The 22486-nt window shown below is 73.8% G+C and carries 19 protein-coding genes; 11 read left to right on the forward strand and 8 right to left on the reverse strand.

Annotated elements, in window-relative coordinates:
- Window positions 1–63: 63 nt before the first annotated feature.
- From WCD41_RS14715 to WCD41_RS14730, 4 genes are read right to left on the reverse strand one after another with little or no spacing between them, the layout of a single operon-like run.
- Complete coding sequence (locus WCD41_RS14715) at window positions 64–1266, reverse strand: type III PLP-dependent enzyme (protein ID WP_337714156.1); 1203 nt, start codon at window positions 1264–1266, stop codon at window positions 64–66.
- Window positions 1263–2039 (reverse strand): HpcH/HpaI aldolase family protein, encoded by a 777-nt coding sequence (locus WCD41_RS14720; protein WP_337714157.1) that lies wholly within the window; start codon window positions 2037–2039, stop codon window positions 1263–1265. Before WCD41_RS14720 ends, WCD41_RS14715 begins: the two co-directional genes overlap by 4 nt.
- Window positions 2039–3871 (reverse strand): IucA/IucC family protein, encoded by a 1833-nt coding sequence (locus WCD41_RS14725; RefSeq protein ID WP_337714158.1) that lies wholly within the window; start codon window positions 3869–3871, stop codon window positions 2039–2041. The genes WCD41_RS14720 and WCD41_RS14725 overlap by 1 nt, the downstream gene beginning before the upstream one ends.
- Window positions 3868–5502: an IucA/IucC family protein gene (locus WCD41_RS14730; protein ID WP_337714159.1), complete on the reverse strand. Its 1635-nt coding sequence runs from the start codon at window positions 5500–5502 to the stop codon at window positions 3868–3870. The genes WCD41_RS14725 and WCD41_RS14730 overlap by 4 nt, the downstream gene beginning before the upstream one ends.
- Window positions 5503–5716: 214 nt before the next feature.
- On the opposite strand from WCD41_RS14730, the gene WCD41_RS14735 reads away from it, so the two are divergent.
- The 6 genes from WCD41_RS14735 (at window position 5717) to WCD41_RS14760 (ending at window position 13718) form a co-directional block, all read left to right on the forward strand.
- Window positions 5717–10114, forward strand: a complete 4398-nt coding sequence (locus WCD41_RS14735; RefSeq protein ID WP_337714160.1) for an AAA family ATPase — start codon at window positions 5717–5719, stop codon at window positions 10112–10114.
- A gap of 35 nt (window positions 10115–10149) precedes the next feature.
- A complete protein-coding gene (locus tag WCD41_RS14740) occupies window positions 10150–10938 on the forward strand; it encodes a GntR family transcriptional regulator (protein ID WP_337714161.1) in 789 nt (262 codons plus the stop codon).
- A 15-nt stretch (window positions 10939–10953) separates the two neighbouring features.
- Window positions 10954–11547: a GNAT family N-acetyltransferase gene (locus tag WCD41_RS14745; RefSeq protein WP_337714162.1), complete on the forward strand. Its 594-nt coding sequence runs from the start codon at window positions 10954–10956 to the stop codon at window positions 11545–11547.
- Between the two features lie 90 nt (window positions 11548–11637).
- A complete protein-coding gene (locus tag WCD41_RS14750) occupies window positions 11638–11874 on the forward strand; it encodes a hypothetical protein (RefSeq protein ID WP_337714163.1) in 237 nt (78 codons plus the stop codon).
- On the forward strand, window positions 11871–12218 hold the full coding sequence (locus WCD41_RS14755; protein WP_337714164.1) for a hypothetical protein: 348 nt from the start codon (window positions 11871–11873) through the stop codon (window positions 12216–12218). Before WCD41_RS14750 ends, WCD41_RS14755 begins: the two co-directional genes overlap by 4 nt.
- Window positions 12219–12296: 78 nt before the next feature.
- Window positions 12297–13718 carry a heparin lyase I family protein gene (locus WCD41_RS14760; RefSeq protein ID WP_337714165.1) on the forward strand — a complete coding sequence of 474 codons (1422 nt, stop codon included), beginning with the start codon at window positions 12297–12299 and terminating at the stop codon, window positions 13716–13718.
- A 58-nt stretch (window positions 13719–13776) separates the two neighbouring features.
- On the opposite strand, the gene WCD41_RS14765 is transcribed toward WCD41_RS14760, so the two are convergent.
- The 4 genes from WCD41_RS14765 to WCD41_RS14780 form a co-directional block, all read right to left on the reverse strand.
- On the reverse strand, window positions 13777–14559 hold the full coding sequence (locus tag WCD41_RS14765; protein WP_337714166.1) for a hypothetical protein: 783 nt from the start codon (window positions 14557–14559) through the stop codon (window positions 13777–13779).
- Window positions 14560–14697: 138 nt separating this feature from the next.
- The gene (locus WCD41_RS14770) at window positions 14698–15462 is read right to left on the reverse strand and encodes an N-acyl homoserine lactonase family protein (protein ID WP_337714167.1); all 765 of its coding nucleotides are present in this window, start codon (window positions 15460–15462) and stop codon (window positions 14698–14700) included.
- Window positions 15459–16808: an MFS transporter gene (locus WCD41_RS14775; protein ID WP_337714168.1), complete on the reverse strand. Its 1350-nt coding sequence runs from the start codon at window positions 16806–16808 to the stop codon at window positions 15459–15461. The genes WCD41_RS14770 and WCD41_RS14775 overlap by 4 nt, the downstream gene beginning before the upstream one ends.
- A gap of 85 nt (window positions 16809–16893) precedes the next feature.
- Window positions 16894–17490 (reverse strand): TetR/AcrR family transcriptional regulator, encoded by a 597-nt coding sequence (locus WCD41_RS14780; RefSeq protein WP_373695141.1) that lies wholly within the window; start codon window positions 17488–17490, stop codon window positions 16894–16896.
- Between the two features lie 175 nt (window positions 17491–17665).
- On the opposite strand from WCD41_RS14780, the gene WCD41_RS14785 reads away from it, so the two are divergent.
- The 5 genes from WCD41_RS14785 to WCD41_RS14805 all read left to right on the forward strand — a co-directional run bounded on the left by WCD41_RS14785 (window position 17666) and on the right by WCD41_RS14805 (window position 22385).
- Window positions 17666–18562 carry a shikimate dehydrogenase gene (locus tag WCD41_RS14785; RefSeq protein ID WP_337714170.1) on the forward strand — a complete coding sequence of 299 codons (897 nt, stop codon included), beginning with the start codon at window positions 17666–17668 and terminating at the stop codon, window positions 18560–18562.
- Window positions 18552–20432 (forward strand): sugar phosphate isomerase/epimerase and 4-hydroxyphenylpyruvate domain-containing protein, encoded by a 1881-nt coding sequence (locus tag WCD41_RS14790; protein ID WP_337714171.1) that lies wholly within the window; start codon window positions 18552–18554, stop codon window positions 20430–20432. The genes WCD41_RS14785 and WCD41_RS14790 overlap by 11 nt, the downstream gene beginning before the upstream one ends.
- 131 nt (window positions 20433–20563) lie before the next feature.
- Window positions 20564–20959 carry a hypothetical protein gene (locus WCD41_RS14795; RefSeq protein WP_337714172.1) on the forward strand — a complete coding sequence of 132 codons (396 nt, stop codon included), beginning with the start codon at window positions 20564–20566 and terminating at the stop codon, window positions 20957–20959.
- Window positions 20960–20994: 35 nt separating this feature from the next.
- A complete protein-coding gene (locus WCD41_RS14800) occupies window positions 20995–21273 on the forward strand; it encodes a hypothetical protein (protein ID WP_337714173.1) in 279 nt (92 codons plus the stop codon).
- A 143-nt stretch (window positions 21274–21416) separates the two neighbouring features.
- Window positions 21417–22385, forward strand: coding sequence for an SDR family oxidoreductase (locus WCD41_RS14805; protein WP_337714174.1), 969 nt, complete (start codon window positions 21417–21419; stop codon window positions 22383–22385).
- Window positions 22386–22486: the final 101 nt, after the last annotated feature.

Below are 22486 nucleotides of genomic sequence, written 5' to 3' on the forward strand. Positions count from 1 at the left end.
ATCCTGCGCCCGACCCGGACCAGGGTCGGGCGCAGGACCACGCCCGGCGCTCCCGCGTCACACTCAAGTCCCCTGACCGAGGAACACGTGCTCGGGGTGCGGGTGGCTGAGGAAGTCGTGGTGGGAGATGTCCCAGCCGTAGGCCCCGGCGAGCTCGAACACGAGGACGTCGCCGGCACGGACCGCGGCGACGGGGACGTCGCGGGCCAGCACGTCCTTGGGGGTGCACAGCTCCCCCGCCACGGTGACGCGGTCGTCGGTGACCGACGGCCGTGGTGCCTCCGGGTCCCACCGGTCGACGGCGAACACCGTGAACGGGTGGCTGTGCTGCCACGAGACCGGCAGCCGGAAGTGGTGCGTGCCGCCCCGGACGAGGGCCCAGGCCACCCCGTGGTTGCGCTTCACGTCGAGGACCTCCACGGCGTAGGTCCCGCACGCCGCGGTCAGGTAGCGCCCGCACTCGAACTGGATCTCCCGCCAGTGCGCGGGGAGCGTGCCGACCCAGGACGTGAGCCCTCGGGTGAACGCGTCCCAGTCGAAGCGGTGTGCGGTGTCCTGGTAGTCGACCCCGATCCCGCCGCCGACGTCGAGCACCTCGACCTCGACACCGAACTCCTTCTCCCAGGCCAGCACGGTGTCGCGGTAGAGGCCGAGCATCGCCAGGTGCGTCTCGGCGGAGAGGTTGTTCGACAGCGAGTGCAGGTGGAACCCGGCGAACCGCAGGCCGGGCAGGGTCGTGACGGCGGCCATGGCTGCGGGGAGGTCGGCCTCGTCGATCCCGAACTGGGTGGGCCGCCCGGCCATCGCGATCGTGGCGTCGGGGAAAGGGCCGGCCAGGTTGACGCGCAGCAGCACCTCGACCGTGCGCCCCCGGGCCGTCGCCGCCGCGGAGATCCGGTACAGCTCGAGCAGGCTCTCCACGTGGAGGCGGGTGACGTCGGCGTCGAGGGCCGCACCGATCTCGCCCGGGGTCTTGGCCGGGCCCCCGAACAGGATCGCCGCCGACGGGTCGGCCGCCCGGACCTTCGCGATCTCGCCGCCCGACGCGACCTCGAACCCGGCGACGATCGGCGCCAGGGCCGCCAGGATCTCCCCGGCGCTGTTGGCCTTCATCGCGTAGTACATGCGGCAGGGCGCCGGCAGCGAGGCGACCACGTCGCTCACGTGGCGGCGCAGCCCGGCGAGGTCGTAGGCGAACAGGCAGACGGGCTCGTCGCGGGCGGCCCGGTCGCGCAGGAGCGCGTCGAGGGCGTCTGGCAGGGTCACGGGTCCTCCTCCAGCCGGTGGGCCTCGCGATGGGCCCGGAGCGCGCGGGCGGCGATGCCCCGTTCCTCGCCCAGCACGAAGGCCCGTACGCCACGGGCGGCCCAGTCGCGGTGGTCGTCGGGGGTCCGCGGGATCGCGCAGAACGGCACGCCGTGCTCGTCGCAACGGTCGGCGATCTCGGTGAGCGCTCGGCGGACCACCGGGTGGCGGGTCTGCCACGGGACGCCGTAGGACTGCGAGAGGTCCGCGGCCCCCTCGAGGACCAGGTCGAGCCCGGGCACGGCGAGGATCTCCCCGAGGGCCTCGACGGCCCCCGCGTCCTCGATCATCGCGACGACCATGATCTCCGCGTTGGCGCGGGCGAGGTACTCGCCGAGGTCGAGACGTCCGAAGCCCGGGACGCGGCCGCCGTTCAGGGACCGCATCCCCTCCGGGGCGTACCGGGCGGCCCGCACGGCGGCGGCGAGGTCGGCGGCGGTGCGGACGTGCGGGACGACGACGCCCATCGCGCCGGCGTCGAGCGCCCGCAGGATCGCGCCGGGATCGGCCTCCGGGACACGGACGAACGGCGTGAGGTCGACCGCCTCCGCGGCGCGGATCAGGTTCTCCAGCTCCTGGGGGTCGACGCCGGTGTGCTCGCTGTCGAGGATCACGAAGTCGTAGCCGGCGCACCCGATCATCTCGACCAGCGCCGGGGCCGGGATGGCACAGAACAGCCCGTGCACCGCGTCACCCGCCGTGAGGGCGGCGCGGACGGCGTTCGGTCGCAGCATCAGGCTGTCTCCTCGGGTCGAGCTCCGCTGCGCTGCGTCTCCCGCCTGTCCGGGTCGAAGCGGTGCAACGGATTCGGCACCCGGTGCAGCGCCAGCTCGGTGTCGGGGGTGAGCCGCCGCGTCGTCAGCTTCTCGACCTCGAGGGTGGCCGCGAAGAGGTCGAAGGTGCCCGTGCCGTACCGGCGGTCGTGGGCACGGACCCGCGCGGCGACGATCCCCCAGAACGCGGCCTCGTCCATCAGCCCGCGCTCGGTGAGGAGGAGCCCGAGCTCGCCGAGGTTGACGAAGAAGAAGGCGTCGAGCAGGAAGTCGGTGACCTGGTGCGGGTCGTCGGTCTCGACGAAGGAGTTGCGGTTGGGGTGGTGCGCCGGCGGCGGCGCCAGGTGGGGGGCGTCGTCGGGATCGGCGAGCAGGCGCCGGCAGAACCGGACCCCGTCGTGGAAGTCCTTGAGCGCCACCCGCCGGGGCAGCCCGTCGCGCAGGACCAGCGACATGTTCTGCGCGTGCGACTCGAGCGCGACCCCGTGCCGCACGAGCAGGTGCACCAGCGGCAGCGCGACCGCGTCGGTGAGCGCCTCCACCCAGGTCCGCGCCCCGTGCGCGGCGATCCACGGGGCGATCAGCGGCGTGCCGTCGGCCTCGGTCGTGGTCAGCCCGGTGACCGGGACCGCGCGCTCTCCCTCCTCGAGGCGCGACGCGAGGCTCGTGCGCCAGATCGCGGCGAGGGCTCCCTCGGTGTCGGCGCGGACGAGGTCCGACGGCGGCGCGGGCGCGACGGACACGCCGTGGACCTCGCCGAGCACGATCACCCTCGCCCCGCCGGTCAGGTAGTCGTCCCGCGCCACGATGCGGGCGAGCCAGTCGGAGATCGGCGCCGCGTTGCGGACGGTGTGCGGGGCCAGCCCGCGCGCCGTGGAGGTGTTGGTGATCGAGAGCGCGAGCTTGAGGTGGTGCCGCCGTGGGTCGTCGCGGCAGCTCAGCGTGCGGATCGACTGCTGCGGGGAGAAGGCCGCCGGGTCCGGGCCGAGGGCGACGAGCCGGCCGTCGGCGAGGAGGTCGGCGAAGGCCCGGCCGATCCGCTCGCGCCACTGCCACGGGTGCACGGGCAGCCACGCGTAGTCGCCCGGCTCGCCGCCCGCACCGCGGATCCGGGCGTCGAAGGCCGCCCTCGTGGTGGAGCCCAGCTCGTCGTGGAGATCCTCGGCCCGGACGGCGGCGGACGTCGTGACCTCGGCGACCGACCGGTGCGCCGCGACCCAGAACGGGTGCACCGCGGGCAGGAACTCGGGGCCGTAGGCGAGGTCGTCGTCGAGGTCGAAGCCGATCCGCGACTTGTACGCCGGGTGGTAGCGGTGCCCGTCGGTGATCAGGCCCTCGAGGAGCTCGTGGTCCGCGTCGGTCAGGACGCCGGAGCGCCGCGCCCGCACGTCCTCGGCGAGCGCGTCCTTGATCCGTGTCTCCTCGACCTCGACGGCGAACCGCGCGAGCCGGTCGGGGTACGCGCCGCCGAGGATCGCGCCGCGGATCTCGCCGAGGAAGCGGGGCAGCGACGTCGCCTCGGCGACGGTGCCGTCGGCGTCCTCGCGCACCACCGGGCCGTCCGCCCGGACGCGGTCGAACCCGAGGGCGCGGTGGGCGTCGAAGCGGTAGCGCACCGGGCGCCCGTCGGTGTCGGCACCGGCCACGACGTGCGTCGTCCCCTCGACGTCGACCGCGAGGGCGCCCTCGTAGACCAGCGAGGCGAGGGTCTGGCGGAACAGCCGCCGGCGCACCGCGACCGCGGTCGGCGCCCGCAGCGCGCGTACGAGGAGCTCGTCGGTCCGGTCGGTCATCCCGCCGCCTTCCTGATCGGGTTGGGCAGCTCGACGTAGAGGGGGTGCTCGCCGCGCTCGGCGAAGCGGCTCAGGAGGTTGGCCTTGGCGGGCAGCGTCCGGCTGGTCAGCAGGTCGTCCGCCCACGGCGATGCGGGGCCCGATCCGGCCCGCACCTCGGCGAGGACCCCGGCGACGACCTCCCAGAGCGCGGGCTCCCCCGGCGCGAGGGCCGCACCGAGGGTGGCGACGACGCTCGCCAGCTGGTTGACCACAGCGTGGTAGCGCAGGCGCAGCCAGGCCTCCTCCTCGTCGTAGAGCAGCGGGCTGCCCGCCGCGACGGCCGCCGGCGCGCGGTCGCGGCTGACGTGGGCGCCCTCCATGTCGCGGACCCAGAACCGGGCCGGGCGACCGGACTCGTCGGTGTGGAGCAGGGTGTTCTGGGGGTGCGCCTCGAACCCGAGGCCGTGTGCCCCGAAGATCTCGAGCAGAGGGACCAGCGAGAGGTGGAGGTAGGCCCGCAGCCACGCGGCGGCATCGCCCCCGCCCGCCCGGACGGCCTCCACGAGCATCGGCTCCTCGCCCCGGGCGCCGGGCTCGATCATGCCCGCGAGCACCCGCGGCGCCGCGGCGTCACCGACGAAGGGGTTCTCCCGGAACACCGCGACGAGGTCGGCGGCGTCGTCACCCACCCCTTCGGGGTCGACGCCGCGCCAGCCGCTCTCCACCAGGACGGCGAAGCCCGGGGTGTCCCACTGCGGCCGCAGCCCGGCGACGAGGCGGCTCGCGTCGGCCGCCCGCCGGGCGTGCTCGATCGGGATCGTGCGCACGAAGTTCGTGATCCGCAGGTGCAGCGGGAGCTTCCAGATCGTCGGCGAGGCCGGGTCGCAGACCGTCCGGACCGACGACGTCGGGTAGACGGGGCGGCCCAGCTCGCCGAGATCGCGCAAGCGCCCGTCCGCGAGCAGGGCCGCGACGGGCGGGCGGCCGCGCAGGTACGTCATCTGCCACGGGTGGACGGGGACGACCGGCCAGCCCGCCGGCGCCTGCGCGGCGACGTCGTCAGGGGTCCACGGGCCCGGGACCACCCGCTCCTCCACCGCGAGCTCGGGGTGGAGGGCGAGGTGGTGCAGCCGGAACGACGCGCCCAGCTCGGGGGCGAACCGGTCGGCGTCCTCCGGGACGAGGCCCTGCACGCTCTTCGGCACGGGGTGGAACGGGTGTCCGCGGCGCAGGGACTGCTCGGCGTGCCGCGTGCGGCCCGCGGGATCGTCCGGCTCCGGACGGCTCGGGGCCGCGAGGTAGCGCGCGGTGCGGTCCACGCTGTTGCGGACCTGCTCGGCGAGGGCGGCGACCCGGTCCGGGCCCGTGTCGTCGAGGACCGAGTCGATCACCGAGAGGAGCAGGTCGACGAACTCGTCGTGGTCGAGCGGGCGGCGACCCGCGTCTCGCTCCAGGACGATTTCCTCGCCCCACCGGTGGTGCCCCGACGGCGACCAGTGCTCGACCTCGGCGAGCAGCGCCCCGCCCGCGGGGACGTCGAGACGCCACGGCCCCACGCCGTCAGGCGTGATCCTGAGCTCGCGGGCGGTGGCGTTGAGCAGCCGCTCGCGGGCGGCCGCGCGGGCGCACGGGACGGCGTCGGTCGACACGGGTGACGATCGTCGTCCACCGCCTCCCGGACGGACGGTCACCCCCGGGCCGGCGACTGCCGCAGGGCTCTCCGAGCGGACGTTCGTCGTCACCACGGAGGACGACGTCGCGGCGAGGAGGTCCGGGCCGGCGGTCATGGACCACTCGGGGCCGTCGTCCTTGACGCCCGCTGCCCGTGGACCCCTAATGCGATCGTCGACGGCAGGGGGAGCCATGGTCGAGCCCACCGGGATGTTCCGAGTGTTCGTGAGCTCGACATTCCAGGACATGGCGGACGAGCGGCGCGCGCTCGCCGCCGAGGTCTTCGGTCCGCTGGCCGACCTCTGCGCCGCGCACGGCACGTCCTTCCAGGCCGTCGACCTGCGGTGGGGAGTCGATCCGCAAGCGGGGCTCGAGCAACGGACGATGCCGATCTGTCTCGCCGAGGTCCGTCGTTGCCTGGACCTCTCTCCGCGGCTGAATCTCCTCGTGCTCCTCGGCGATCAACGAGGCTGGTTGCCGCTCCCGACGGCGATCCCGCTCTCCGAGCTCGATGTTCTCCGGGAGGGCATGTCGGTCGGCGAGCGCCGACTGCTCGACGAGTGGTATGTCATGGACGCGAATGCCGCGCCGGCAGCCCGCCGGCTCGTCCCACGAACCGGCCGGTACGTCGACGCGGCCGCATGGCTGGCCGTGGAGCGCGCCCTGCACGAGGTGTTCCGGCGCACCGTGCCCCGGCTCCCGGCGCATCGCCACGTCGCGTACGTCGGGTCGGCCGTGGAGCAGGAGCTCGCGGTCGCAGCTCGAGACCCGGAGGGCACGTTCGCCGTCGTCCGCCGAACCGCTCCCGGCCTGGATGGAGCTGGGTCGGACGCGCTCCACCTCGAACGACTCGAAGCGGAACTGCGCGGCCGCCTGGGTCCGGAGCGGATGCTGACCTACACCTCGACGACGGACGACGGCGTCGCGGGCCGGGAGCGCGTCCTGACCGAGCTCCGCCGCCGGATGCAACGTGTGATCGAGTCCGCTCAGGGCCGCTCCCCCACCCCGACGTCCGGCGCGAGGACTGCTCCGTCTCCGCCAGGACTGATCGGCCGCGACGCCGAGATCACGATGATGACCCGCTTCGCCCGGGACCCGACAGGCGGCGTGCTCGGCCTGGTCGGTGAGGCGGGCGTCGGCAAGTCGACTCTTCTGAGCGCCGTGGCGACGAGTCTCACCGACGGCAGGGCCACCGTCGTGCTGCGGCTGCTGGGCACCACGGCAGCGACCGGTCGGCTCGAGGGGCTGCTCCGCGACCTCATCGCGGAACTGGCAAGTGTCCTCGACGTGCCCGTCGAACCTGCCGGAAGCGTCGCGGAGTTGGTGCGGCAGTGGGTCGACCTGCTCGGCCGGATCGGGCCGCGGCGTCCGCTGCTCCTGGTGCTCGACGCGGTCGACCAGCTCGATCCGGATGACGAGGCTCTCGGGCTCGTGTGGCTCCCCGATCCCCTCCCCCCGCACGTCAGCGTGATCATGTCGACACTCCCCGGTCCCACCGAGGAAGCGCTGCACCAGCGCGGCGACACCGTCGTGCGGCACCTGGACGGCCTGTCGATCGCCGCGGGTCGGGTGGCGCTGCGACACTGGCTCGCCGCCGCCGGGCGAACGGTGACGCCCGCGCAGGAAGAGATCGTGATCGACAGCTTCCGGGTGGAGCGGCGCCCTCTGTGGCTCCGGATGGCGGTCGAACGGGCAAGAGGGTGGGACGCGGCGAGGCGACCGTCCCCGTTGCCCCCGGCGTTGCCCGACCTCGTCCGCCAACTGTTCGACCAGCTCGCCGGCGAAGCTGCCCGTGGACCGGTACTGGCGAGGCGTGCGGTGGCGCTGCTCGCTGCCAGCGACTACGGGCTCGCCGAGACCGACATGTTGGACCTGCTCTCCGCAGATCCCGAGGTCATGACCGAGGTCCGGGCCCGCGCCCACGTGCGCTGGCGCGCAGAGATCGTGACCCTCCCGACGGTGTTGTGGGCGCAGCTGCGCGCCGATCTCCAGCCCTACCTGACCGAGCGCGAGGTCGAGGGCGAAATCCTCATCGACTTCTACCACCGCACGCTCCGAGAAGTGGCGTCCCTCGACCTGCTGTCACGCCGCGACGGGGAGCTGCGCCATCGCCAGCTGGCTGCTCACTTCACCCGGGTCGCGGACCCGGACGGCGATCGCACATGGAGGGGGGCGAGGGCACGGGCCTTCGGCCGGCTCCCCCAGCACCTCGAGGCGGCCGGGATGTGGCCAGAGCTGGCGCGGACCCTGCTCGACCTGCGATTTCTCGACCGCACGGTCGCCCTCGTCGGGCGAACAGACCTCATCGACCGCACCGGGCGCCGCCGAACCGTCCACGGCGGCGTCTACGCCGCCCAGGCCGACCTCACTCGGCTGCAGAGTGCCGCGGCAACAGTCCTCGACCCCGCCGACCGCGCACTGGGCGCCACCGTGTCGGCGATGCTGGGGTTGGAGGCGTCTCTGCTGGTCGACCAGCCCGAGCTCCTCTGGCAGCAGCTGTCGAATCGACTGCGCTGGGACGCGCCGGTGGCGGCCGTCGATGGTCTCCTCCTCGAGGAGCGACGGCGGGAGAGCGAAGGCCTACCGCCCTGGCTGGAGTTGCTCCGTCCGCCGTCGCAGACCCCAGGACTCCGACACGTTCTGCGCGAGCAGGGCCGCGCTCAGAGCTGTGCGCTGTCGCCGGATGGTCGGTTGCTCGTGAGCGGCGGCGACGAGGACGCCACGTTGTGGGACGCGACGACCGGCGTCCGGCTGGCCTTCCTCACGGGTCACGGCTCTCCCGTGCGTGGCTGTGCGTTCTCCCCCGACGGCAACTCGATCTTCACCGCTGACGACGGCGGGACCCTCCGGCGGTGGTCATGGGACGGTCTCCGGGCGACAGTGGCCGCGACCCGGCACCTCGGTCACCGAGAACTCCGCGCCTGCGCCGCTGCTCACGGCCAGGTTCTCGTGGCGGGGCGCGACGGGCTGTGGCTCTGCGCACGCGACGACCTCTCGGTCCTCGCTCGCCTGGACGACACCCGGGACGACGATCGGGTGATCACCGCATGTGCGGTGGACGAGAACGGACGCCTCGCGGTGGCCGGGTACGTCGACGGCGCCGTGAGGGCATGGCGACACCCGGGCAACGTGACGGCACCTCGCATCCGCGACGACGCCCATCAGGGCGACGGGGTCTACGGCTGCGCCGTCGACGCCACCGGATCCGCGGTGCTGACCGCGGGCCAGGACGGACTGCTCCGGCGCTGGGACAACGAACTGGAGTCGGACGGCGACCCCCTCGTGGACCGCGGGTTGCCGAAGAAGGCCGGCATCTGGGCCTGCGCGGCCTCCCGCGGACTCGAGAAGGCGGTGACGGCGCTCGTCGGCGGCGCCGTGCAGAGCTGGGACACGGCGGCAGGTATCCCGGTCACGCTCTCGGGACACGCGAACCACATCGCTGCGGTGTCGATGTCGGGCGACGGGACGGTCGTCGCGTCGGCGGGGGTCGACGGCACCGTCCGCCTCTGGGATCCGTCGGCGGCAGCGGCGGCATCCGTCGAGCCGTACTCCTCGCAGGTCCAGGCGCTCGCCCTGGCTGCTGACGGGCGCCGCGTGCTCGCGGTCGACGCGTACGGCATCGTGCGGACCAGCAGCACGTCTCACCCCGCCGCGGAATCCGAGTTCGACGCGTGCGAGCGGATGTGTGTCGACGGTTCCGCGACGCCGGACCTCAGGCGGCTGGTGGTCGTGGACTGGGACGGAACCCTCCGGGTCTGGGATCTCGACGAGAGTCCTCACGAACGCCACGCACTTCCCCACGAGGGGGCGCTGGCGTGCGTGGTGACCGATGAGCGGACCGCCGTCTCGGCCGCCCTGGACGGGACCGTCCACGGCTGGGACATCGACAACGGCCGACGGCTCTGGACGGTGGAGATCGGTGAGGGCGTTCCGGGCCTGGAAGTGGCTGCCGACGGACGGTCCGTGCTGGCGATGTCCGGCTCGGGCACGGTCCGGCTGGTCGACCCCCGCACGGGAGGTGGCCGGACCTTGCGCAGCACCGGAGACGCGGTCAACAGCGGCGCATTCGGGCCGGGCGGAGCGGTCGCTGTCGGCACCGCGGCCGGGGACGTCCTGCGCTGGGAACTGCGGCGCACCGGAGCGCCACCCCCTGTCCGTGCTGTCCGCGCCCACGCCGCCCAGGTTCTGCGAGTCACCGGCGGCTCCCCGGAGACGCCGTTCTGCTCGTCCGCGGCCGACGGCACCGTCGCGCTGTGGTCTGCCCGAGCGGAGTCTGCCCCCGTCCGGTGCGTCGGCCATGACGGTCCGGTCCGGGGCGCTGCCGTGGACGCGCGCCGCGACGTCGTCTACACGGCAGGAAATGACAACACGCTGAGGGCGTGGTCCTCGAAGGGTCGCCAGCGAGCTGTTCTCCCGATCGTCGGTCACGGGGTCGCCGTCCGTGTGCACCCCGGGACCGGGCTCGTCGCCTGCGCGGACGACGGCGGCTTCGTCCAGGTGGCCGTCCTGCGCGGAGCACCCGAATCCCCGTCCAGCAGCTCGTGGGTCGATCGCGACCAGGACGGTGCGCACCCAGAACATCACCAATGACCCCTCATTGGGCACATCAAATGTAGGGTCAAACCGTGGCGAGGCTGGACCGGACGGACACCGCACCCCTGTGGTCGCAGCTGCAGGACGACCTGCGCGACCGCATCCGGCGCGGGGAGTTCACGGCGGCGTTCCCCGGCGAGCTCGCCCTGGTCGACGAGTACGCCGTCAGCCGCAACACCGTCCGCCAGGCCCTCGCGCAGCTGCGAGCCGACGGCGTCGTCACCGCCGAGCGCGGCCGCCCGCCGCGGGTCGCCGATCCGCGGGGCCGGCCCGAGATCACGCAGCCGGTCGGCACCGCGACGACGCTGTTCGACGCCGTCGAGAGCACGGGACGTACCCAGACGAGCGTGGTCCGCGCCCTCGAGCGCACCGTCGACGGGGTCGTCGCCACGCGCCTGGGCCTCGAGGAGTCGACCCCGCTGCTGCACCTCGAGCGGCTGCGCTACGCCGACGACGAGCCGCTGGCGTGGGACCGCGCCTGGCTCCCGTTCGACGCCGCCGCCGGCCTGCTGGGCGTGGACCTGACCCACACCGCGCTCTACGACGAGCTCGCCCGCCACACCGGCCTGCGCGTCGACAGCGGCCGCGAACGCATCCGGGTCGCCCTGGCCGACCCCGTCCGGGCGCGGTTGCTCGGGATCACCGCCGGCGATCCCGTGTTCCGCATCGAGCGGGTGGGCCACCAGGACGGCGTCCCCGTCGAGTGGCGCCAGACCGTGGTGCGCGGTGACCGGTTCAGCCTCACCGCGTCCTTCGGCGGCCCCCGGGGCGACTGGGAGCTCACCACCGACACCGCCGGACGCGCCCCGGTCCCGGCATGACGTGAGGAGGCACCGATGAGGACGACGTTGCTGCCCCGCCCCGAGCGGACCGCCGAGGCTCCGGTCACCTGGACGTCGCGGTGGGAGACCGCCCTCGACGGCCCCGACCACGACGCGATCTCGGCCCTGCTCGCCCGCAGCTTCTCCTCGTCCGCCACGACCTTCCCGCGCGGTCGCAGCTGGGCCGGGGCCCGCCCCGAGCTCCGCGTCCTCGGCGTCGGGGACGGCGAGGTCGTCGCCCACGCCGGGCTCGCCCGCCGCTTCCTGCGCGCGCCCGACCACGACACCTCCGTCCTCGTCGGCGACGTCGGCCTGATCGCCGTCCACCCCGGCCGCCAGGGCCAGGGCCTCGGCGCCGCCCTGATGGACGCCGTCGCCACCGCGCTGCACGGGCTCGACGTGCCGTTCGGGTTCCTCACCTGCGACCCCGAGCTCCAGGCGTTCTACCGACGGTGCGGCTGGACGCCGCTGCTCGACCACCCGGTGCGCTCGATCCGCGTCGACCACGCCCTCGAGGACCGCCGCCGCAACGGCATGCTCCTGCCCGTCACACGGCCCGTCGCCGACTGGCCGTCCGGGCGCATCGAGCGCAACGGCCAGGAGATCTGACCGGTCGCCGGGCGACGGGCGGGAACTGCGTAGAGGACGCCGGGCCGCTCCGGGTCCACCATCGGTCCCTCACCACTTCCGGGGGCAACGATGGGGAGCCACGACGCGATCGAGGAGCTCGAGCGGGCGCGCTGCCTCGCGGCGGCGTCGAGGGCCGCGGAGGCCTACCCCGGCGCGCTCGGGGAGCTCATCCACCGGGAGCTCTCGGCGTTCGTCGAGTTCGGCCACCGGCTGGGTGGGGACGGGCTCATCCGGCGGCTCACCACCGAGGTGCTCGACGAGGTGGACGATCCCGCCTCCGCGCCGTCGACGGGGTCGCCACGATGAACATCCCGACCTGGGCGACGACGCTCGTGCAGGGCCCCGGAGCGTCGGACGACGTCCCGCGGGCAGCCGACGTCGTCGGGAACGCGCGACGCCTGGCGTACCGCGATCAGGTGCTCCTGCGCACTGCAGGCCTCCACGCACGACGGGCCTGCCCGGGCGCGGTCGGCGAGCTGGTGCACCGCGAACTCCTCGCCCACGCCGAGTTCGGCCGGGAGCTGGCCGAGGACAGCCTGCCGACGCGGCTCGTCGCCCAGGTCCTCGCTCTGCCGGTCCGCCCTGGCGGCGGCCCGGGAGGGCGCGAGTGGAGCAATCCGCTGGCACCTCGGCACCAAGCTCGCCGGTAGGACGTTTCCCGTCCGATCACCGGGCAACGTCTCCTCCTGGAGCCGACGCCGATCGAGTTGGGGGTCGCCGGCGCGATCATGGGACGCCACCGCGACACCAGAGCAGCGACGCGCCCGATCGCGGCCACCACGCCCGGAGGAGCGCGCTCGCATCGGCGCCCGCCGGGCGCGGCGCGGGCCCGGGCGGTGTCGCTGGTCGCTGTCGGCGCTCTCGCGGGCGGGATCGCGATCGCGAGCACGTCGGCGCCCTGGTTGCGCGAGGCGTCCCTCCCCCGGCCTGACGCCGGTCCCGGCGACGACGCGTCTCCGGCGCCCGGGTCGGGGCCCCCGGTCCTCCCCGCGCCGGCGGGTCCGTCGGCGTCACCCGCGTCCCGGCCCGCCGCCGACGTTCCCGCGTCCGAGGTGTGGCACGCCGACGGACCCGGCGCCTTCGGCCGCACGCCGTGGAACACCGTCGGGGCGTCGCCGCCGCGGGTGAGCGGCGACGAGGTCGCCGTCGACCTCACCGGTCGCGGCCAGCGCAGCGAGCTCGAGCCCGCCGTCCCCGTCGTCGGCGAGGGCTCCCGCCAGGACGTCACGTTCTCGCTGCGCCTCGACGGCACGTTCGCCCCGGGGCCGTCGGCGCGGCAGGTCGTCGCCCGCTGGGAGAACGACGGCCCCGGGCGAGCGCCCCTCGACCTCCGTCTCGAGGACGGCGAGCTCGTCCTGCACGGCGGCGAGGGCCACCCGTCGGGACCCCGGACCTTCACCCGCAGTCTCGGACCCGCGCCGATCGCCGGATGGATCGCGCTCCGCCTCGCGGTGCGCTTCTCCTCCGACCCCACCAAGGCGTCCGTCAGCGTCTGGCGCGACGGCCGGCCCCTGGTCGTCGACGACCACCCTCGCGGCGGCACGCTCTACCCCGGCCAGCAGAGCTATCTCAAGGTCGGTCTGCACCGGGACCCGACGGTCGCGCTCCCGAGCACGGTCCGGTTCCGCGCCCTGGGCATCGACCACACCGCCGGGGAGGCACCCGCGTCGGCGCACCGCGCGACGACGACGCCGGCCGGGACCTCGGACCGGGCCACCTCGCCGTCGTCGTCCGAGACGCCCTCCCGGGACGAGGCGGACCGTGACGTCGCCCGGAGCAGCTCGCCGTCCACCGCGGCCGCGCGTCGGCCGCAGCGGGAGGAACGCGGCTCGACGAGGTCCCGGACGACACCGTCACCCGAGTCGTCGCGGGACAGGGGCTCCCGGAACGACTCCGACCGACAGAGCGGTCACCTCACTTCGAGCCGTGCGGAGACATCGCCGGAGAGTCGGTCGCAGCACAGAGAGCCGGAGACGACGAGACCCCGCCGCTCGTCATCGAGTGTGCCGCCCTCCGCGAGAGAGGATGCGTCCCCTCGTCGCACCGCACAGGACCCCGATTCGCCCGGAGATGTAGCCCACGACCGGGCGTCCGCGCACACCGACGACGGACGTCACGACGACTCGGCCGAGCGGGATGGCGGCGGATAGGACAGGCAGCCAGCTCTCGGTCCCGAGGGTCGCGGCCGGCATCTGACGCAGAGAAGGATCACGCTCCGTCGGGTGGCACCCCACCTGCCGAATAGACGACCTGGGGGTTGGCCACGTCGATCTCGCTCACTCGCAGCACCTTGACGAACGGCACCGCGGGACCGAATTCGCGGGCGAGCGACTTCCATCGGTTGAGCAGGTAGAAGTATGCGCAGATCGTGCCGGCTCGGGTCGGACCCGCGACGTGGAATATCCATTGCCCGCGTTCTGCGTGGTACAGCTTCTGGATCATGGCGATGTCCGCACCAGCAAGGTCCCCCCTTCGTCCGTGCGCCAGATCGATGTATCCCCGCGGGTCGAGCGTGGCGAAGGGCTGGGAGGCGGGGACCTCGGCGAGCCGCGCTGCCACGTTGTAGCCCGATGAACCGAGGACGATCAGGGTTCCGCTCTGCTGGACATCGGCTACCTCGCCCGGAGAGACCGCGACACGGACGAGGATGTCGCGGAGTGCGAGCGCGCCGAGCAACCCACGTTGACCTTCGAGTCCGGGCACGGGAGCAAGGAACAGGGCGAAGGCAGGGGCGACCAGATCGAGCTCGTAGGCGGGCACGGCCGATCCGTGGTAGGAGCGGATCGAGCCGTCCATGTCCTTGCTGTGCCACTGCTCGATGACGAGGTTGGAGAGGTACACGACGACAGTTCTCTCGGACGCACAGCGGAAGAACGAGACGAGCCGCTGTCTGTTGGTGACGCGGTAGGCGACACCACCGATACCGAGGAGCAGCGCGAGCGTGATGAAGTCCGAGGCCACGTTCTGGAAGTAGGGACTGTTCCAGAACATGCGAGGCCTCTTCTCACCACGGCATCGATCGAACTCGACGCCACTCCGGCACAGCGGGGTCCAGGGGATCAGATTCCGCCTCGGCGGGGTCGAGGGCGGCCCCAGTGTGACGGACCGCGGGCCCGGTGCGAGCAGAGCTCAAGCGACGCGGACGACGACGTCTCCCGGTGAGTCACCGGCCGGCACGTCGGGGTCGTGGCCGGGGACGATCAGTCCGTCCGGACCGGCCAGCTCGACGAGGCGGTCGAACGCGGCGTGCACGCCGGGCACCGAGTGCAGGATCGGGGGCGGCCGGTCGGCGGTGAGGTTCTCGTGGAAGTGCGCGGCGTCGGAGGCGAGGACGACCGGGCCGGCGGCGGTCCGCACGCGGACCACCTGCATGCCGGCGGTGTGGCCGCCGACGTGGTGGACCTCGATCCCGGGCACGACCTCGGTGGAGCCGTCGACGACGTCGAGCCGCTCGCGCGCCGGCCCGGTGAGGTGGGCGAGGTCCTCGCGGGAGACGAGCCAGTGCTCCCGGCGGATGCGGGCCGCGACCGGGCCGGTCCAGTAGTCGAGCTCCGCGCGCTGCACGACGTACCGGGCCGACGGTAAGGCGGCGACCGTCCCGGTGTGGTCGTAGTGCAGGTGCGTGAGCACGACGAGGTCGACGTCCTGGGGCCGCACGCCGAGGGCGGCGAGGCCGTCGACCGGCGAGCAGCGGAACGTGATGCCGTCGATGGGCACGGGGCGGGCGGGGTCGATGCCGGCGTCGACCAGCACGGTGTGCGTCTCGCTCCGCGCGAGCCACACGGAGTACGCCGTGGGGTGCGGCTCGCCGGACCGGTCGTCGTGGCCGAGGAAGTGCTGGCCGCGGACCCCGGGGCGGCCGGCGAAGCGGACCGCGTGGACCGCGAAGGTCACGCGGCCGCCTCCGCGCGCGACGGCGGCACGGGACGCAGGCCGAGGTCCTCGGTCGGGGTGCGGTAGTAGTCGCGCCCGGTGGCGACGGCGATGATGTTGATCAGACACACGACGGCGACGAACCCGGCGACGGCCGACCAGTTGCTGCCGTCCTCCCCGGCCAGCGCCGCGGCGATCGACGGGGCGAAGCCGGCGACCGCGAACCCGATCTGGGTGCCGATCGCGACGCCCGAGAGCCGGACGCGCGCCGGGAACATCTCCCCGTAGAACGCCGGCCAGACGCCACCGGTGGCGCTGTTGCCGAGCCCGAACACGAGGATGCCGAACACGAAGATCCAGGCGTAGCTGCCCGCGGAGATCGCGTAGAGGTAGCCGACCATCGTCACGGCCATCCCGATCGAGCCGGCGAGGAACACCGGCTTGCGCCCGATCCGGTCGCCCAGGAGCCCGAAGAACGGGATGACGACGATCGCGACGAGGTTGGCCACCACGCCGACCCACAGCATCGTCGTGCGCGAGAGCCCGACGTCGTTGACCGCGTACGAGAGCGCGTAGACGGTGAAGATCGTGCTGACCGTGGCGATCGTGGCCGCCAGGACGACCCGGATCACCGAACCCGGGTGCTCGCGCAGCAGCTCCTTCACCGGCGCCTTGGCCGTCTCGGCGCGCCGCTCCTGCTCCCGGAACACCGGCGTCTCGTCGAGGGTGCGGCGGATGAGGAGCCCGGCGACGACGACCACGGCGCTGAGCCAGAACGGCACGCGCCAGCCCCAGCTCAGCAGGTCCGACTCGGGCAGCGCGGCGACCGGCAGGAAGATCGCGGTCGCCAGGACCTGCCCGAACTGGGTGCCGCCGAGGGTGAAGCTCGTGAAGTACGCGCGGCGGTGCGGCGGCGCGTGCTCGAGGCTCGTCGACGAGGCGCCCGCCTGCTCGCCGCCGGCCGAGAACCCCTGCAGCAGGCGCAGCAGGACGAGGATGATCGGCGCGGCGACGCCGATGGTCGCGTAGGTCGGTAGGCAGCCCACGGCGAAGGTCGCGACGCCCATCAGCAGCACCGTCGAGACGAGGATCCGCTTGCGCCCGAAGCGGTCACCGAGGTGGCCCAGCACGAAGGCCCCGAGCGGGCGGGCGAGATACCCCGCGCCGAAGGTCGCGAGCGCGAGCAGCGTGCCCGTCGCCGGCTCGGAGCCGGGGAAGAACAGCTTGTTGAACACCAGCGCGGCGGCCGTGCCGTAGATGAAGAAGTCGTAGTACTCGAGCGCGCTGCCGATCCACGCGGCCAGCGCGGCCTTGCGGGGCTGGGCGGCAGGCTGGACGGGCGGCGGGGCTCCGGGCGATGCGGTCACGGCCACTCCCTCGGCACGGCTATGTACCAAATAGTTACGTACCGGATGGTGAGTTGGCGGCCAGTGCCCTGTCAAGCACCGAGGGTCAGACTCGTCCGACGTGGGCCGTCAGGTACTCCACGACGAGGTCGCCGACCATGCGCCGGTAGTGCGCCCGCCGGTCGGGATCGAGGAGGTCGCGGTCGAAGACGGCCTGGAACGTGTGCCGGTTGGCGGTGCGGAAGATGCAGAACGCGCTGATGACCATGTGCACGTCGACGGCGTCGACGTCGGCACGGAAGAGGCCGGCGGCACGACCGCGCTCGAGGATGCCGCCGAGCACGTCGACCGCCGGGGCCGCGAGCCCGGGCAGCACCTCGGACTGCCGCAGGTGCTCGGCGCGGTGGATGTTCTCGATGGTCACGAGCCGGATGAAGTCGGGGTGCGACTCGTGGTGGTCGAAGGTGAGCTCCGCCAGCGCCCGCATCGCGCGGGCGGGGTCGAGGTGGTCGACCTCGAGCTCGGCCTCGAGCGCCCGGATGCCGGCGTAGGCGTGCTCGAGCACCGCCAGGTAGAGCCCGCGCTTGCTGCCGAAGTAGTAGTAGATCATCCGCTTGGTGGTGCGGGTGCGGGCGGCGATCTCGTCGACGCGCGCGCCGGAGAACCCGTGGTCGGCGAACTCCGTGGTGGCCACGGCCAGCAGATCGGCGCGGGTCCGGACGGCGTCGCGGCTGCGTTCGGCCGGTGACTCGGCCGTCTCGGCCGCGCTGGCCGTGTCGGTCGCCCCGGTCGTCCCGGCCCCCTCGTCCACGCTGCGAGCGTAGGCGACCACGTCACGGCGTAGATAATGAACCATCTGGTACGTACGCTGACTGACTGTGGGACTCGTCGCCGACGCGGACACCGTGCACGTGGGCCTGATCGGGGCGGGCATCGGCCCGTCGCTCTCCCCCGCGCTGCACGAGCGTGAGGCCCGCGCGCTCGGTCTGACCTACCGGTACACGCTGGTGGATCTCGACGCGCGCGGCGTCGACCCCGACGACGTCGGCGACCTGCTCGTCGAGGCCCGCGACGCCGGTCTGCGCGGCGTCAACGTCACCCACCCCGTCAAGCAGCGCGTCCTGCCCCACCTCGACGAGCTCTCCGGGGACGCCGCGGCGATCGGCGCGGTGAACACCGTCGTGTTCGACGACGGCCGCGCCCACGGGCACAACACCGACTGGTCGGGCTTCGCGGCCGCGCTGCGGACCGGCCTGCCCGGCGCCGTGACGCAGCGGGTCGTCGTGCTCGGGGCCGGTGGTGCCGGGGCGGCCGCTGCGCACGCCCTGCTGACGGGTGGCGCCGGCACCGTCGAGATCCTCGACGTGGACGCGGCGCAGGCCGACGAGCTCGCCGGCCGGCTCACGACGACCTTCGGCCCCGGGCGGGCCCGCGCGCGGCCCGTCGACGCGATCGAGGCGGTCCTGGCCGACGCCGACGGGCTCGTGCACGCCACGCCGACCGGGATGGCCGAGCACCCCGGGCTCCCCGTGCCCGCCGAGGTGCTCCAACCGCGGCTGTGGGTCGCGGAGATCGTCTACCGCCCCCTGCGGACCGCACTGCTCGAGGCCGCCGCGGCGCGGGGCTGCCCGACGCTGGACGGCGGGCTGATGGCGGTGCACCAGGCCGCGGACGCGCTGGCGCTGTTCACCGGGCTCCGGCCCGACATCGAGCGGATGCGCCGTCACCTGCAGGAACTCGTCGAGGCACCTGGGGAGGACCACCGTGCCGGCTGATCCCCGCACCGCCGTGGCGACGGTGTGCCTGTCCGGAGCGCTCGAGGACAAGCTGGCGGCCGCGGCGACCGCGGGCTTCGACGGCGTCGAGATCTTCGAGCCCGATCTCGTCGCCTCGCCGATGTCCCCCGGCGAGGTCCGGTTGCGCTGCGCGGACCTGGGCCTCTCGATCGACCTCTACCAGCCCTTCCGCGATCTCGACTCCACCGACGCCGACCGCCTCGCCGCCAACCACCGGCGCGCCGAGCACAAGTTCGACGTGATGCGCGCCCTCGGCACCGACACCGTCCTCGTGTGCTCCTCGGTCGCCCCCGACGCCGTCGCCGACCCCGACCGGCTCGCCGCGCAGCTGCACGGCCTCGCCGAGCGGGCCGCCGAGCGTGGGCTGCGGCTGGCCTACGAGGCGCTGGCGTGGGGCCGCCACGTCGACACGTGGGAGGCGTCGTGGGACGTCGTCCGGCGCGCCGACCACCCCGCGCTCGGCCTCTGCCTGGACAGCTTCCACGTGCTCTCGCGCACGTCCGCGGTGGACGGCATCGCCGACATCCCCGGCGAGAAGGTCTTCTTCCTGCAGCTCGCCGACGCGCCCGTGCTGTCGATGGACATCCTGCAGTGGAGCCGCCACCACCGGCTCTTCCCCGGTCAGGGCGGCTTCGACCTCCCCCGCTTCCTCGCCGCCGTCCTGCGCGCCGGCTACCGCGGGCCGCTGTCGCTCGAGGTCTTCAACGACGTCTTCCGGCAGGCCGACCCCGTCCGCACCGCCGTCGACGGGCACCGCTCGCTGCTCGCCCTCGCCGAGGCGACGGCCGTCGCCGGTGCCGGGACCGACCCGGTCGGCGGACCCGCGCCGGCGCTGGAGGGCACCGCGTTCGTCGAGATCGCGACCGACGGCGACGCGCCCGCCCTCGACGGCGCGCTCGCCGCCCTCGGCTTCGCCCGCACCGGCCGTCACCTCACCAAGCCCGTCACCCGCTGGGAGCAGGGCCGCGCCCGCATCCTGGTCAACGCCGACGGCGGGCACACGGCGGCGATCGGCGCGCTCGCCGTGGAGTCGGCGGACCCGACCGCCGCGGCGCGTCGCGCCACCCGCCTCGGCGCGCCACCGCTCCCCCGCTCCCGGGGCCCCGCCGAGGCCGACCTCCCCGCCGTCACCGCCCCCGACGGCACCGCCCTGTTCTTCTGCCCTCCGGGCGACGACGCCGACTGGAGCGGCGACTTCCGCGCCATCGGCGAGCCGACCGACGGACCCGCGGGGGTCGGGGTCACCCGCGTCGACCACGTCGGCCTCGCCCAGCCGTTCGACCACTTCGACGAGGCGACGCTGTTCTACCGCGCGGTGCTGGGCCTGCAGCCCGGCAGCACGGGCGAGTTCGCGGCCCCGTTCGGTCTCGTGCGCAGCCGGGCACTCGCCGACCCGGCCCGCCGCGTGCGCCTCGCCCTCACCGTGTCGCTGCTGCGCCGCGGCGAGTGGGCGCCGGGCATCCCGGAGCCGCAGTACGTCGCCCTCGCCGTCGACGATGTCCTGGCCGCCGCCCGCGCCGCGCGGGACGCCGGCGCGCCGCTGCTCGCCATCCCGGACAACTACTACGACGACCTCGCCGCCCGCGTCGACCTCCCGCCCGACCGGCTCGCCGCCTACCGCGAGCTCGGCGTCCTGCACGACCAGGGCCCGAGCGGGGCGTACCTGCAGGTCTGTACCGAGGTCCTGGCCGGACGGCTCTTCATCGCCCTGGTCCAGCACGTCGGCGACGACGACGGCTACGGCTGGACCGACACCCCGGTGCGCATGAGCGCCCACCGCCGCCGGCGCCTGGCCCGCCGGCAACCGGCGCCGGGTCGGGTGACCCCCGAGATCGAGGGACTGGCCTGAGTCGGTTTCTAGGCCGGGAGAGTGAACCCCAGGGCGCTCGGTAACGACCCGGTATCGGCCGAGCGACAGCCGCGTCGAGATCATCGGAGACGGAGTCGTCCGCCTCGACGCAGCTCGCGGAAGGACAGCGCGTGGCCACCTGGGAACAATTGCGCAGCTACATCAACTCGCATTACCACGTCTTCTACGTCACGCAGTTCGGACAGCTCGCCATGAGCTTCGACCTCGGCAACGGCCGCTCCCAGAAGGTCCTCGTGTACCAGTCGATCGACGGCACGAACGGCAAGGAATGGGCGAAGATCGAATCGGCGGTCGGGCACATCGACGAGGTCGACCTCGGTCGGCTGTTCGAGGCGATCCGCTACCAGGTCGTCGGCGGGCTGGCGAAGAACGACGACTACGTGACCGTGCGGCACTCGATCCCGCTCGCCGACATGAGCGTCGACGAGTTCGAGGAGCCCCTCGCGGCGGTGGTGGAGACGGCCGACCATCTCGAGCAGCTCACCAGCCCTGTCGACCGGAACTGACGACCGGAACTGACGACCGAGAGAGGACACCACGCATGTTCGGCAGGAAGACACGCTCGACGACGGAGCAGGCACCGGCAACAGCGACCGGTGAGCGGGAGCTGGTCATCCCGGTGATGCGGTTCAGCGGCACCGGCTGGCAGGCGACCTGCCCGTACGGCACGAATTGTCCGCTCTCTCCCCGGCCCGGTGTGATCGACGGGATCGTGATCGGCTTCCAGGAGCGCGACGAGGCCGTCGCCGCCATGGACGCCCACCTCGAGCACGACCACGGCGTACCCCGCTCGACGCCCCGCCGGGTCAGCCAGCACTGAGCTCCCCCGCCCCACGGCTGTCGGGCGAGCTGATCGGGGGACCGGCGAGGCACGGATCGACAGGCCGTGGTTGGGCGTCCGGCGACGGACGACGGTGGTGGCAGACGGTCGCAGCGGCGACCACCGCACCCCGGGAGAGCGCCATGCCCCGCACCATCGACATCACCGTCCCCGACCTCGCCGGGAAGCGCGCCGTGGTCACCGGCGCCAGCGACGGCATCGGCCTCGGCATCGCCACCCGGCTCGCGGCGGCCGGTGCCGAGGTCGTGCTGCCGGTCCGCAACCCGCGCAAGGGCGAGGCGGCCATCGCCGCGATCCGCCGGCAGGTCCCCGCGGCGACGGTCTCGGCACGCGAGCTCGACCTGTCCTCGCTCGCCTCGGTCGCTGCGCTCGGCGCCACCCTGCGAGAGGAGGACCGCCCGGTCCACCTCCTGATCAACAACGCCGGGGTCATGACACCGCCGGAGCGGCAGACCACCACCGACGGGTTCGAGCTGCAGTTCGGCACCAACCACCTCGGCCACGTCGCCCTCGTCGCCCACCTCATGCCGCTGCTGCGCGCCGGCCGCGCCCGCGTGACGTCGCAGCTCAGCATCGCCGCTCGCAGCGGCTCCATCCACTGGGAGGACCTGAACGGGGAGCGTTCCTACGACGGGATGCGCGCGTACGCCCAGTCGAAGATCGCGTTCGGGCTGTTCGCCTTCGAGCTCGACCGCCGCAGCCGGGCCGGCGGCTGGGGCATCACCAGCAACGCCTCACACCCGGGCGTCGCGCCGACCAGCCTGCTCGCCGCGCGCACCGAGCTCGGCCGCGACCAGCCGGCGCGGGGCCGACGGTTCATCGGCGCCCTGTCCTCCCGCGGCATTCTCCTCGGCACCGCCGAGAGCGCGGGGCTGCCCGCCCTGTACGCCGCGACCTCTCCAGAAGCCCGCGGCGGGCACTTCTACGGGCCCCGCGGGCTCGGGCACCTCGGCGGCGCGCCCGCCGAGCAGAAGCCCTTCGCCCCCACGCGGAGCACCGAGGAGGCCGAGCGCGTCTGGCGGGTCTCCCAGGAGCTGGCGGGCGTGACCTTCGACGGTGCGGCCCGGCCGCGCGACGCACGCCGGCACTGAGGCACGGCACCGCCGACCCGAGGAACTCCCCTGTGACGTCGCTGTCCGTCGCGCCGGCACGGCCGCTGACTCCACTGGCCGCGGGCAGCGCACCTCCCGCC

This window comes from Actinomycetospora aeridis, from assembly GCF_037400275.1.
Taxonomy (GTDB): Bacteria; Actinomycetota; Actinomycetes; order Mycobacteriales; family Pseudonocardiaceae; genus Actinomycetospora; species Actinomycetospora aeridis.

Bases quoted from the DNA above. Each gene is read 5' to 3' on its own strand.
- WCD41_RS14720 (WP_337714157.1), bottom strand. From the start codon at position 2,039: ATGCTGCGACCGAACGCCGTCCGCGCCGCCCTCACGGCGGGTGACGCG.
- WCD41_RS14725 (WP_337714158.1), bottom strand. From the start codon at position 3,871: ATGACCGACCGGACCGACGAGCTCCTCGTACGCGCGCTGCGGGCGCCG.
- WCD41_RS14735 (WP_337714160.1), top strand. From the start codon at position 5,717: ATGGTCGAGCCCACCGGGATGTTCCGAGTGTTCGTGAGCTCGACATTC.
- WCD41_RS14745 (WP_337714162.1), top strand. From the start codon at position 10,954: ATGAGGACGACGTTGCTGCCCCGCCCCGAGCGGACCGCCGAGGCTCCG.
- WCD41_RS14750 (WP_337714163.1), top strand. From the start codon at position 11,638: ATGGGGAGCCACGACGCGATCGAGGAGCTCGAGCGGGCGCGCTGCCTC.
- WCD41_RS14755 (WP_337714164.1), top strand. From the start codon at position 11,871: ATGAACATCCCGACCTGGGCGACGACGCTCGTGCAGGGCCCCGGAGCG.
- WCD41_RS14760 (WP_337714165.1), top strand. From the start codon at position 12,297: ATGGGACGCCACCGCGACACCAGAGCAGCGACGCGCCCGATCGCGGCC.
- WCD41_RS14765 (WP_337714166.1), bottom strand. From the start codon at position 14,559: ATGTTCTGGAACAGTCCCTACTTCCAGAACGTGGCCTCGGACTTCATC.
- WCD41_RS14800 (WP_337714173.1), top strand. From the start codon at position 20,995: ATGTTCGGCAGGAAGACACGCTCGACGACGGAGCAGGCACCGGCAACA.
- WCD41_RS14805 (WP_337714174.1), top strand. From the start codon at position 21,417: ATGCCCCGCACCATCGACATCACCGTCCCCGACCTCGCCGGGAAGCGC.